This is a genomic window from Citrobacter sp. Marseille-Q5395, from assembly GCF_947057495.1.
In the GTDB taxonomy this organism is placed as follows: Bacteria; Pseudomonadota; Gammaproteobacteria; order Enterobacterales; family Enterobacteriaceae; genus Citrobacter; species Citrobacter murliniae.
This window is the reverse complement of the sequence record NZ_CAMSEL010000001.1, coordinates 491469-503903: the sequence shown is the minus strand read 5'-3', so window position 1 is coordinate 503903 and position 12435 is coordinate 491469. Positions and strand designations below refer to the sequence as shown.

Below are 12435 nucleotides of genomic sequence, written 5' to 3'. Positions count from 1 at the left end.
GCCTTACCCGGCCTTCCACTTCCGCGTTTTCTTCCCCCGTTATCACCTTAGACTATCTGTCTTCGTCCAACGCGACTGTAGTGATTCTGGTTGCTTCGTAGTTCCCCTCTGACAGCTTGCGTGTCAGGCGTAATGTGGCTGTTTCGCGAGCGAGTATATGTTGATATGTGCTTTCCAGGCGTGCCATGATTTTGTCGCGCAACTCTGGTTGCCGGGCAATGATGGCTTCAATAGCGGCCCCGTAGATCTCTTCTTTAGCCTGCAGGGCATAGATTTCACGGCGATTTTGCCATTTCATACGTACCAGCGCTGCGGGTATTGAGACCATATCCTGAGCTACGCTTTCCAGCGTCGCGTTCTTATTGGCAATTAACACCGCCAGATTTTGCTTTAAGACAAACTCATCACTTTTATGGTTATCTAAAGCTAAATAAACATTATTATCCTCAACATCTTTCATCTTATTTTTCTACCAGAGAATAAAAAATGGGGGCGTCGGTTTCACGAGTAATTAAATTAAGCCAAATTTTATTGCCATGTTCATTTATCATGTTCGTTTTTTGAGTCAGAATTTCACTTAATTCTTGAGAGTTAATGTCACCCTCTGCCTGTAAGGCATTTAGCAAGCGCGTGAACGATTCAATTTTTGCTACGTGAAAAAGGCGTTCTTTTAAATGACGATCGCGCTCTTCAAACAGCATATTTCGTGACTGTCCGGTCGCTGCGGAACTGATCAAAATATCTTTTTCATAATCGCTTAACGTAATCTTTCCCTGAGTCAAATTTTCACTATTTTCTGTGGTGCTGGTATTGCTCGGGGAAGTGGATAAATGAAAGTGAGAGGGAACAAGATGCTCGGGAAGCATGTTGATATATCCTTTGCTGCCAATGATAGGATGTTTTTAATAAGATAGGCCGCGTTGACAATAACATGGGGTAAATTTAAAATCAAAAAAAACGGAGCCTGCATATGAACAGTATATTTTATTCTGTTATTACCCTGCTATTACTTACCTGCGGTGTACTTTTTCTGATGCGTAGTACAAATAAAAACCTATATGCAGAGGATTTTACATCAGCAAACCAACCAGAAATACTAAGCAAAGAAGAGGGTGAAGATCATTTTGCGGTACTGATGAATTCGATCACCCCAGTATGGTACTGGCGGGTTAACCACGAATATATTGATTTTATTCACTCGACGATAAAACGGATGACAATGGTGGAATTGAATGAAACTCCTGGGCTATTTGACTCACAGCGACGCTGTAGCGATCTCAACTCTGCGGTGTATAAATATTACGACAACATCAAAAAGCGCTGTCTGAGTGGGGAGAAAGTACCACATGCCGATCTGGACGTGCTCAATTTGCGACAATGCTTCAGGGAGTTCAGTCTGGAAGCCTACCCCACACTCGTCGCGCTGGTATGGCCGGAGTACCAGCGTCCGCAGATCAAAGCGGAAGAGATTTGAGGCGTCTGTTATTTCAGTACTGTACTACATCATCATGCCTCTGAACTTTGTGCTCTCGGTAGTTGTGATGACCAGCTGATACGACATAAGTACTGAAACATTCTGGCCGGGGCCGGCAACGCCGCCACCCGGCACAGTATTACAGACGATTATTTGTCTGATGACGCCTGCCACAGATTAAGCTGACCATCGGCGACGTGTTTATCAATCTGCGCCAGCTCTTCTACACTGAATGTCAGATTGCTTAATGCCTGAACGTTTTCTTCCAGTTGTTCAGGTCGGCTGGCACCGATTAAGACTGACGTCACCCGGTTATCTTTCAGTAACCAGCTCAACGCCATCTGCGCCATTGACTGTCCGCGTTGTTGCGCCATTTCGTTCAGCAAGCGCAGGCTATTAATATTCGCCTCCGACAGCATATTTTCCGTCAGTCCACGGACCTTTTTCCCTTCACGCTGCATGCGCGAACCTTCCGGAATGCCGTTGAGATATTTCCCCGTCAGTAATCCCTGGGCCAGTGGCGTAAAAGCTATGCAGCCCATGCCGTTGGATTCCAGCGTATCGAGCAAACCACTGCTGTCTACCCAGCGGTTAAGCAGGTTGTAGGAGGGTTGGTGGATCAGCAGCGGAATTTTCCATTCCCGCAGCAGCTCTGCCATTTTTTGAGTTCGTTCGGGCGAATAGGATGAAATACCGACATACAGCGCTTTGCCACTTTGCACGGCATGGGCCAGCGCAGCAGCGGTCTCTTCCATTGGCGTGTTTTCATCCACGCGGTGAGAATAGAATATATCAACGTAATCAAGTCCCATCCGTTTCAGGCTTTGGTCAAGGCTGGCAAGCAGGTACTTGCGCGATCCGCCCGAACCGTATGGTCCCGGCCACATGTCATAGCCTGCTTTGGTGGAGATGATCAATTCATCACGATACTGAGCAAAATCTTCGCGCAGTAATCGGCCAAAATTCTCTTCCGCGCTACCCGAAGGCGGCCCGTAGTTATTGGCTAAATCAAAATGGGTGATCCCCAGATCAAATGCTTTGCGCAGCAGGGCACGCTGTGAATCCAGTGCTTGAACGTGTCCAAAACTATGCCATAAACCCAGCGACAACGCGGGTAAGCGCAAACCGCTACGGCCACAGTAGCGATAGAGCATCTGCTCATAACGTTCAGTATTGGCAAACCAGGCCATGAGATCTCCTTAGTGCAGGTGAATTTCGAAACAACGTTTCTATTCTAGCGGGTTAGCGATGAATATCCCGTTCACAAGTCACATTGGGATGAAAAACTGGGCAAAAACAGGCCGCTGTGCTTTGCTTAAAAAAACATCATGCAGGAGTGGAACTATGCCGCGTTTGACAGCCAAAGACTTTCCACAGGAGCTACTCAATTACTATGACTATTATGCTCACGGTAAAATATCTAAACGAGAGTTCCTCAATATAGCGGCGAAATATGCAGTTGGCGGCATGACGGCGCTGGCATTATTTAATTTGTTGAAACCGAATTATGCCCAGGCGGTGCAGGTGGAATTTACCGATCCCGATATTCTGGCAGAGTACATTACCTACCCGTCACCTGAAGGGCACGGCGATGTGCGGGCTTATCTGGTTAAGCCTGTGAAAGTGTCGGGGAAAATACCTGCGGTCATTGTTGTACATGAGAATCGTGGGTTGAATCCGTATATTGAGGATGTCGCCCGGCGGGTGGCTAAAGCTGGCTATATGGCACTCGCACCGGATGGATTAAGTTCAGTAGGGGGCTATCCGGGGAATGATGATAAAGGCCGGGAATTACAGCAACAGGTTGATCCTGTTAAGTTGATGAACGATTTTTTTGCCGCAGTTGAATTTATGCAGCGTTATCCGACAGCGACGGGGAAGGTCGGCATAACCGGATTTTGCTACGGAGGTGGCGTATCAAATGCAGCGGCTGTCACCTTTCCTGAACTGGCCTGTGCCGTTCCCTTTTATGGGCGGCAGGTGCCTGCGTCAGATGTCCCTAAAATCAATGCACCTTTGTTATTACACTATGCAGCATTAGATGAGCGTATTAATGAAGGCTGGCCAGCTTATGAAGAAGCGCTGAAGGCCAATAAGAAAGTCTATGAAGCATTTATCTATCCTGGGGTTAATCATGGTTTTCACAATGATTCAACGCCGCGTTATGATAAAGCCGCTGCCGATTTAGCCTGGGAGCGGACTATCTCATGGTTTAAAAAATATTTACAATAAAAAACAAGGCATTATTTAGTTAACCTGGTTAGTTATCTGAATAAGAATGCTACCTGGTTTCATTAGCATTCATATTGATATGGCCGGAAAAGACTAAGATGTACTTAAAAAAGTAAAAAAATAACAAACGCATTATATCTTCTCTGCTCTCTGCCGATAACAAGGGTAAGTCTCGCCTGATGGCGAATCCCCTCATCAACGGCAAGGAAATTATTATGCGTTTGCTGAAAAACTTCACTATTCGTATTGTTATGTTGGCAATACTTGGACTTTTTTGCCTGCTCTGGTCGGGCGTGGGTTTATTCAGTCTCCATTCTTTATCAAAAATCTCAGAAGGGAATGATATTGATCGCCATCTGGTACAGCAGATGACGATTCTCAGCCAGGGAAACGATCAGTATTTCCGTTTTGTGACGCGTTTAAGTCGGGCAATGGATGTCAAAATTAGCGGGGGAACACCTGATTTTGCTCCTGCCCAACAATCGCTGAATAACATGAGTAAAAAGCTTGAGGAGATGAAGAAACTGTCTCCAGGGCCGATGGATCCGGAAATTGCTGCCGCAGTACTGGCGAAGTGGCAAGCACTGCTGGACAAAGGCGTGACCCCACAAATGCAGTTGGCGCAGCAGGGAACCCTCACGGCATGGTCAGAACATGCCAGTACCGTCACACCTGCACTGAGCCGTGAATTTGGCGCCAGCGCCGAGCGTTTTAATACCACTGCGGGTGAGAGGCTGGATACGACACGTGTTATGGTTGACAGCAAGACGTCTATCATCCGGACGTTAATTATCACTGCCGTCATCCTGGGGATTGCAATCCTTATCTTTACCGACCGTTACCTCGTTTCAATGATGGTGAAGCCGCTGGCGCGTATTCGCCAACAGTTCCGTCAGATTGCGCAGGGCGATCTCAGTCATCCAATTGAAGAATTAGGGCGTAACTGCGTGGGCCAACTGGTGCCTTTACTGTCCGCGATGCAGGACAGCTTACGTGAAGCTGTGAGCACGATTCGTTCGGGAAGCGACAACATCTGGCGTGGGGCAACAGAAATATCCAGCGGCAATAATGATCTCTCTTCACGTACTGAAGAACAGGCAGCTGCGCTGGAAGAGACCGCAGCCAGCATGGAACAGCTGACCGCAACGGTAAAACTGAACGCTGAAAACGCGCGCGAAGCCAGCCAGCTTGCCGACACTGCGACAGAAACGGCGGGTAAAGGTAGCACGTTAGTTTCGCAAGTGGTCGACACAATGGATGGTATTGCGGCCAGCTCGAAACAGATCGCTGAAATTACCTCAGTTATTAATAGTATCGCCTTCCAGACGAACATTCTGGCGCTCAATGCTGCAGTCGAAGCTGCCAGAGCTGGCGAGCAGGGACGTGGTTTTGCGGTGGTCGCCGGTGAGGTTCGCAATCTCGCCAGTCGTAGTGCCGGGGCGGCGAAAGAGATAGAGACATTAATTGGCGAATCGGCGCGCCGTGTCGATCAGGGGGCTCGTCTGGTTAAAGAGACTGGCTCGACGATGGAAGCAATTCTGCGCGGTGCGACCGAAGTGACCGTCATTATGAAACAAATCGCTTCTGCTTCTGAGGAACAGAATAAAGGTATTTCGCAGGTCAGCGTGGCGATTACGCAAATGGACAGCGTGACCCAGCAGAACGCCGCGCTGGTGGAACAGGTTTCTGCTGCGGCGGTTGCACTGGAGCGGCAGACTGAAGAACTACAGCGCTCTGTACAGCAGTTCCGGCTTTCTGCAAATGATGTGCAATACGCTTCAACTAACACCGCTTCCTCTGCAGAAGAAAGCAGAACACCTGCGACACCTAAAACGGACGAATGGGTGGCCTTTTAATCTGGCACAAAAAAGTGCGTGATACCTCTGGTCTTTGCTTAAAAAATCGCTATATAATTTGTTATATAGCGATTGGAGAATATGCATGGACAACCATTTTGGTAAGGGCCTGATGGCCGGGTTAAACGCCTCAAGTGCGGACAGTGCACGTAAAGTGGCTGGTTTTTGTGCTGACTATAAGCGCGGATTTGTGCTCGGTTTTTCGCATCGTATGTTTGAAAAAACGGGTGATCGACAGCTTAGCGCGTGGGAGGCGGGGATCCTGACGCGTCGTTATGGACTGGATAAAGAGATGGTGATGGATTTCTTTAAAGAGAACCAGTCGAGTACAACAATTCGGTTTTTCATGGCCGGCTATCGGCTCGAAGCTTGATCCAAAAGGGGTATTATCTTGCTTTAATTAATTACACTATTGACCTACGCCTTCGTTTTGTTGCTCCGCCGAAGTATTATAATGCACATAACCATATAAAAAGTGTGGTAAATGGCGCGCCGATCGCAATATGCAACATGCGAATGGTGCAAAATAAAAAGCCAGGTCTTCGCAACGGAATAACAATAAAATGACTGGAGATAATTCTCTCATCAATTCGAACGGCATCAATCGCCGTGATTTCATGAAGCTTTGTGCAGCACTGGCCGCTACCATGGGGCTCAGTAGCAAAGCCGCCGCAGAAATGGCAGAATCAGTTTCCCGTCCTCAGCGCCCGCCAGTTATCTGGATCGGTGCTCAGGAATGTACGGGTTGTACTGAATCTCTGCTTCGTGCGACACACCCTACAGTGGAAAACCTCGTCCTTGAGACAATCTCTCTGGAATACCATGAGGTGCTCTCCGCCGCCTTCGGCCATCAGGTTGAAGAGAATAAACATAACGCTCTGGAGAAGTACAAAGGGCAATATGTTTTGGTGGTAGATGGTTCTATCCCACTAAAAGATAATGGTATTTACTGCATGGTTGCCGGTGAGCCAATTGTGGATCACATCCGTAGAGCGGCAGAAGGTGCAGCAGCTATCATTGCTATCGGCTCTTGTGCCGCATGGGGTGGTGTTGCTGCCGCTGGCGTTAACCCAACGGGTGCCGTCGGTTTGCAAGAAGTTCTGCCAGGCAAAACCATCATCAATATCCCCGGCTGTCCGCCGAACCCGCATAACTTCCTCGCGACTGTCGCGCATATCATCACCTATGGCAAACCACCGAAGCTGGATGCGAAAAACCGTCCGACATTTGCCTATGGTCGTCTGATTCACGAGCATTGTGAACGTCGTCCGCACTTCGATGCTGGTCGCTTTGCCAAAGAGTTTGGCGATGAAGGTCACCGTGAAGGTTGGTGCCTCTACCATCTGGGCTGTAAAGGACCAGAAACGTATGGCAACTGCTCAACATTGCAGTTCTGTGATGTTGGTGGCGTGTGGCCGGTGGCAATTGGTCACCCGTGCTACGGCTGTAACGAAGAGGGCATTGGTTTCCATAAAGGCATTCACCAGCTCGCCCATGTGGAAAACCAGACTCCGCGTTCTGAGAAGCCTGATGTCAACATAAAAGAAGGCGGCAACATTTCAGCCGGGGCTGTTGGGCTGCTTGGTGGCGTAGTAGGACTGGTTGCCGGCGTCAGCGTGATGGCGGTACGTGAACTGGGGCGTCAGCAAAAGAAAGATAACGCTGACTCACGGGGAGAATAACCGTGAACAGACGTAACTTTATTAAAGCAGCCTCCAGCGGAGCGTTGCTGTTGGGCGCTGCGCCGTCCGTCAGCCATGCGGCTGCAGAAAACCGTCCGCCGATCCCGGGTTCTCTTGGGATGCTCTATGACTCGACGCTGTGCGTAGGCTGCCAGGCTTGTGTCACCAAGTGTCAGGATATCAACTTCCCGGCGCGTAACCCGGAAGGCGAGCAAACCTGGTCGAACAACGACAAATTGTCACCGTATACCAACAACATCATTCAGGTGTGGCGTAGCGGAACAGGTGTTAACAAAGATCAGGAAGAGAACGGTTACGCATACATTAAGAAACAGTGTATGCACTGTGTCGATCCTAACTGTGTCTCTGTTTGCCCGGTCTCCGCGCTGAAAAAAGATCCGAAAACCGGCATTGTCCACTATGACAAAGATGTTTGTACCGGGTGTCGCTACTGCATGGTTGCTTGCCCGTACAATGTCCCTAAATACGACTACAACAACCCGTTTGGTGCGCTGCACAAGTGTGAGCTTTGTAACCAGAAAGGTGTTGAACGGCTGGATAAAGGTGGTTTACCGGGGTGTGTTGAAGTGTGTCCTGCTGGTGCCGTGATTTTTGGTACGCGTGAAGAGCTGATGGCTGAGGCGAAAAAACGTCTCGCGCTGAAGCCTGGCAGCGAATACCACTATCCGCGTCAGACAGTGAAAGCCGGTGATACCTATCTGCATACGGTACCGAAGTACTACCCGCACCTGTACGGTGAAAAGGAAGGCGGCGGTACGCAGGTTATGGTGCTGACCGGTGTTCCTTACGAAGATTTGGATCTGCCAAAACTGGATGATCTTTCAACCGGTGCGCGTTCCGAACATGTTCAACATTCCCTGTATAAGGGCATGATTTTACCCCTGGCTGCGCTGGCGGGCTTAACCGTGCTGGTTCGTCGTAACACGAAAAACGACCATCACGATGGAGGAGACGATCATGAGTCATGATCCTAAACCGCTGGGCGGAAAAATAGTCAGCAAACCGGTCATTATTTTTGGGCCGTTAATCGTCCTGTGTATGCTCCTGATCGTGAAACGTCTGGTCTTCGGATTGGGGTCTGTCTCCGATCTGAACGGCGGTTTCCCATGGGGTGTGTGGATCGCGTTTGACCTGTTGATCGGTACTGGCTTCGCGTGCGGCGGTTGGGCGCTGGCGTGGGCAGTATATGTTTTCAACAGAGGGCAATATCATCCGCTGGTTCGCCCGGCGCTACTGGCGAGCCTGTTTGGTTACTCGCTGGGTGGCCTGTCGATCACCATTGACGTAGGTCGCTACTGGAACCTGCCGTATTTCTACATTCCGGGCCACTTTAACGTGAACTCGGTACTGTTCGAAACGGCGGTCTGTATGACCATCTATATCGGCATTATGGCGCTGGAATTTGCTCCGGCCTTGTTTGAGCGTCTGGGGTGGAAAGTCTCCCTCAAGCGTTTGAACAAAGTGATGTTCTTTATTATCGCCCTCGGTGCGCTGCTGCCGACTATGCACCAGTCTTCAATGGGTTCATTGATGATTTCTGCAGGCTATAAGGTCCATCCGCTATGGCAAGCTTATGAAATGTTGCCGCTTTTCTCTGTATTAACCGCCTTCATTATGGGCTTCTCGATCGTCATTTTTGAAGGCTCGTTGGTACAAGCCGGCCTGAAAGGTAACGGTCCGGACGAGAAAAGTTTGTTCATCAAGCTGACAAATACGATTAGCGTCCTGCTGGCGATATTCGTCGTCCTGCGCTTTGGCGAGTTGATCTATCGCGACAAATTGTCGTATGCGTTTGCAGGCGATCTTTACTCCGTGATGTTCTGGATTGAAGTCGTGCTGATGGTCTTCCCGCTGGTAGTCCTGCGCATCGCTAAGCTGCGTAATGACTCGCGTATGCTGTATATGTCTGCGCTGAGTGCATTGCTGGGCTGTGCGACATGGCGTCTGTCCTATTCGCTGGTGGCATTTAATCCTGGTGGTGGCTACCACTACTTCCCGACATGGGAAGAACTGTTGATTTCTATTGGTTTTGTGGCTATTGAGATTTGTGCATACATCGTACTCATTCGTCTACTGCCGATACTTCCTCCTTTAAAACAAAACGATCAAAATCGTCATGAGGCGAGCAAAGCATGAGCCAGAGAATTACTATTGATCCGGTAACCCGTATTGAAGGCCATTTACGCATCGACTGCGAAATCGAAAATGGCGTGGTATCTAAAGCATGGGCGTCCGGTACCATGTGGCGCGGCATGGAAGAGATCGTGAAGAATCGCGATCCGCGCGATGCATGGATGATTGTGCAGCGTATTTGTGGTGTTTGCACCACGACTCACGCTATCTCTTCTGTGCGTGCAGCAGAAAGCGCACTGAACATTGATGTTCCCGTGAATGCACAGTACATCCGTAACATCATTCTGGCAGCGCACACCACGCATGACCATATCGTGCACTTCTACCAGCTGTCTGCGCTGGACTGGGTGGACATCACCTCTGCGCTGAAAGCCGATCCAGCGAAGGCCTCGGCGATGCTGAACGGTGTGTCGACCTGGCACCTGAACAGTGCGGAAGAGTTCACCAAGGTTCAGAACAAGATTAAAGACCTTGTTGCCAGCGGCCAGTTAGGTATTTTTGCTAATGGTTGCTGGGGCCACCCGGCGATGCAGTTACCGCCGGAAGTGAACCTGATTGCGGTCGCACACTACCTGCAGGCGCTGGAATGCCAGCGTGATGCAAACCGCGTCGTGGCGCTGCTGGGCGGTAAGACACCGCACATTCAGAACCTGGCGGTAGGCGGGGTTGCGAACCCAATTAACCTCGACGGTCTCGGCGTGTTGAACCTTGAACGCCTGATGTACATCAAGTCCTTCATCGATAAGCTGAGCGACTTTGTTGAGCAGGTTTACAAGGTGGATACCGCTGTCATTGCGGCGTTCTATCCGGAGTGGTTGGAACGCGGTCAGGGTGCGGTTAACTATCTGAGCGCGCCGGAATTCCCGACTGACGGTAAAAACGGCAGCTTCCTGTTCCCGGGCGGTTACATCACCGATGCCGATCTGTCGACCTATCGTCCGATCACCTCTCACTCTGATGAATACCTGATTAAAGGGATCCAGGAGAGTGCGAAACACGCGTGGTACAAAGACGAAGCGCCGCAGGCACCGTGGGAAGGCACAACGGTTCCTGATTACACTGGCTGGTCAGATGATGGCAAATACTCCTGGGTTAAAGCACCGACCTTCTACGGTAAAACGGTTGAAGTGGGTCCGCTGGCCAACATGCTGTGTAAGCTGGCAGCGAAACGCGAATCTACCCATGCCAAGCTGAATGAAATCGTTGCAATCTATACGAAGCTGACCGGTAAAACGATCGAAGTAGCGCAACTGCATTCCACGCTGGGCCGTATTATTGGCCGTACCGTTCACTGCTGTGAACTGCAGAACGTTCTGCAGGATCAGTACAATGCGCTGATCGTGAACATCGGTAAAGGCGACCACACAACCTTCGTGAAACCGGATATTCCGGCAACAGGCGAATTCAAAGGTGTCGGTTTCCTTGAAGCGCCGCGCGGTATGCTTTCTCACTGGATGGTGATTAAAGACGGCATTATCAGTAATTACCAGGCGGTTGTTCCGTCAACCTGGAACTCTGGCCCACGTAACTTCAATGACGAAGTAGGGCCGTACGAGCGTTCGCTGGTAGGCACGCCAATCGCTGATCCAAACAAACCGCTGGAAGTGGTTCGTACCATTCACTCCTTCGACCCTTGTATGTCATGTGCGGTGCATGTGGTGGACGTTGACGGGAACGAAGTGGTCTCAGTTAAGGTTCTGTAATGCGGATATTAGTCTTAGGGGTCGGCAATATTTTGCTGACCGACGAAGCCATCGGGGTACGTATCGTTGAGGCATTAGAACAACGATACATCCTGCCAGACTATGTTGACGTTCTGGATGGCGGTACGGCTGGGATGGAACTTCTCGGCGACATGGCGAACAGAGATCATCTGATCATTGCTGACGCCATTGTGTCGAGAAAAAACACGCCGGGAACCATGATGGTCCTGCGGGATGAAGAGATTCCGGCGCTGTTTACCAACAAAATCTCACCGCACCAGCTTGGCCTGGCCGATGTTTTGTCGGCCCTGCGCTTTACCGGCGAGTTCCCGAAAAAACTGACTCTGGTTGGTGTTATTCCGGAATCGCTGGAGCCGCATATCGGTCTCACCCCGACGGTTGAAGCCATGATTGAACCTGCTCTTGAGCAGGTTCTTGTTGCGCTGCGCGAATCGGGTGTGGAAGCGATCCCTCGGGAGACGGCCCATGTCTGAAGAGTTTTTGGGCTTTCAGGCGGCCCCGAAGGAGCAGATTCAGGCTGCGTTTGAAGAAGTAGCCCGACGTTCGATGCACGATCTTTCTTTCTTGCATCCGAATATGCCGGTGTATGTTTCTGATTTTTCGCTGTTTGAAGGGCAGTGGACGGGGTGTGTTATCACGCCCTGGATGCTCAGCGCACTGATTTTCCCGGGGCCAGACCAGGTCTGGCCCGTACGTAAGGTCAGTGAGAAAATCGGGCTGCGTCTGCCGTATGGCGAGATGACATTTACCGTTGGCGAACTTGATGGCGTATCGCAGTACTTTTCCTGTTCGTTGATGTCACCGCTTTCGCACAGCATGTCGGCACAAGAGGGTATCCGTCTGACTGACGATTGTGCACGAATGTTGTTATCGTTACCTGTTAGCGACCCGAATGCGCCGCAAATGGGACGTCGGGCACTGTTGTTGGGCCGCCGGAGTAGCGAAAATGCATGAGCTGTCTCTTTGCCAGAGCGCGGTTGAAATTATTCAACAGCAGGCAGAGCAGCACGATGTAAAACGTGTTACCGGCGTTTGGCTGGAAATTGGGGCGCTCTCGTGTGTTGAAGAGAGCGCCGTACGTTTCAGTTTTGACATCGTCTGCCAGGGCACGCTGGCGCAGGGATGTGAATTACACATTGATTACAAACCTGCCCAGGCCTGGTGCTGGGATTGCAGTCAGGTCGTGGAGATCACCCAGCATGATGCGCAGTGTCCACTCTGTCAGGGCGATCGTTTGCGGGTTGATGCCGGCGATTCACTGAAAGTTAAAAGTATAGAAGTCGAATAGCCCATAGGTTGCTATGGGGCGGAGT

At 50.3% G+C, this 12435-nt stretch carries 14 protein-coding genes; 11 read left to right on the top strand and 3 right to left on the bottom strand.

Features of this window, described 5'->3' with window-relative positions; all coding sequences use genetic code 11:
* Positions 1–52: 52 nt before the first annotated feature.
* Together OH663_RS02275 and OH663_RS02270 are read right to left on the bottom strand one after the other, a co-directional pair.
* Positions 53–460 (bottom strand): hypothetical protein, encoded by a 408-nt coding sequence (locus OH663_RS02275; protein WP_045447542.1) that lies wholly within the window; start codon positions 458–460, stop codon positions 53–55.
* Between the two features lies 1 nt (position 461).
* The gene (locus tag OH663_RS02270; RefSeq protein ID WP_200010004.1) at positions 462–866 is read right to left on the bottom strand and encodes a hypothetical protein; all 405 of its coding nucleotides are present in this window, start codon (positions 864–866) and stop codon (positions 462–464) included.
* Positions 867–970: 104 nt separating this feature from the next.
* Between OH663_RS02270 and OH663_RS02265 the strand changes: the two genes are divergently transcribed.
* A complete protein-coding gene (locus OH663_RS02265) occupies positions 971–1474 on the top strand; it encodes an ESA_00282 family adhesion-associated protein (RefSeq protein WP_200010003.1) in 504 nt (167 codons plus the stop codon).
* A gap of 149 nt (positions 1475–1623) precedes the next feature.
* Here OH663_RS02265 and OH663_RS02260 read toward each other — a convergent pair whose 3' ends face one another.
* Complete coding sequence (locus OH663_RS02260) at positions 1624–2664, bottom strand: aldo/keto reductase (protein WP_200010002.1); 1041 nt, start codon at positions 2662–2664, stop codon at positions 1624–1626.
* A gap of 154 nt (positions 2665–2818) precedes the next feature.
* Between OH663_RS02260 and yghX the strand changes: the two genes are divergently transcribed.
* The 10 genes from yghX to hypA all read left to right on the top strand — a co-directional run bounded on the left by yghX (position 2819) and on the right by hypA (position 12410).
* Complete coding sequence (gene yghX / locus OH663_RS02255) at positions 2819–3706, top strand: YghX family hydrolase (RefSeq protein WP_045447530.1); 888 nt, start codon at positions 2819–2821, stop codon at positions 3704–3706.
* Between the two features lie 215 nt (positions 3707–3921).
* Positions 3922–5562, top strand: a complete 1641-nt coding sequence (locus OH663_RS02250) for a methyl-accepting chemotaxis protein (protein WP_048220552.1) — start codon at positions 3922–3924, stop codon at positions 5560–5562.
* A gap of 85 nt (positions 5563–5647) precedes the next feature.
* Complete coding sequence (locus tag OH663_RS02245) at positions 5648–5935, top strand: DUF2623 family protein (protein WP_045447525.1); 288 nt, start codon at positions 5648–5650, stop codon at positions 5933–5935.
* Positions 5936–6125: 190 nt separating this feature from the next.
* A complete protein-coding gene (gene hybO / locus OH663_RS02240) occupies positions 6126–7244 on the top strand; it encodes a hydrogenase 2 small subunit (protein WP_045447522.1) in 1119 nt (372 codons plus the stop codon).
* 2 nt (positions 7245–7246) lie between these two features.
* Positions 7247–8233, top strand: a complete 987-nt coding sequence (gene hybA / locus OH663_RS02235; protein WP_045447519.1) for a hydrogenase 2 operon protein HybA — start codon at positions 7247–7249, stop codon at positions 8231–8233.
* Positions 8223–9401 carry a Ni/Fe-hydrogenase cytochrome b subunit gene (gene hybB / locus OH663_RS02230; protein WP_048220555.1) on the top strand — a complete coding sequence of 393 codons (1179 nt, stop codon included), beginning with the start codon at positions 8223–8225 and terminating at the stop codon, positions 9399–9401. The genes hybA and hybB overlap by 11 nt, the downstream gene beginning before the upstream one ends.
* Positions 9398–11101, top strand: coding sequence for a hydrogenase 2 large subunit (gene hybC / locus OH663_RS02225; protein WP_045447513.1), 1704 nt, complete (start codon positions 9398–9400; stop codon positions 11099–11101). Before hybB ends, hybC begins: the two co-directional genes overlap by 4 nt.
* On the top strand, positions 11101–11595 hold the full coding sequence (locus tag OH663_RS02220) for a HyaD/HybD family hydrogenase maturation endopeptidase (protein WP_200009999.1): 495 nt from the start codon (positions 11101–11103) through the stop codon (positions 11593–11595). The genes hybC and OH663_RS02220 overlap by 1 nt, the downstream gene beginning before the upstream one ends.
* A complete protein-coding gene (gene hybE, locus OH663_RS02215; RefSeq protein ID WP_200009991.1) occupies positions 11588–12076 on the top strand; it encodes a hydrogenase-2 assembly chaperone in 489 nt (162 codons plus the stop codon). Before OH663_RS02220 ends, hybE begins: the two co-directional genes overlap by 8 nt.
* On the top strand, positions 12069–12410 hold the full coding sequence (gene hypA / locus OH663_RS02210; RefSeq protein WP_045447504.1) for a hydrogenase maturation nickel metallochaperone HypA: 342 nt from the start codon (positions 12069–12071) through the stop codon (positions 12408–12410). Before hybE ends, hypA begins: the two co-directional genes overlap by 8 nt.
* The last annotated feature ends 25 nt before the right edge of the window (positions 12411–12435 follow it).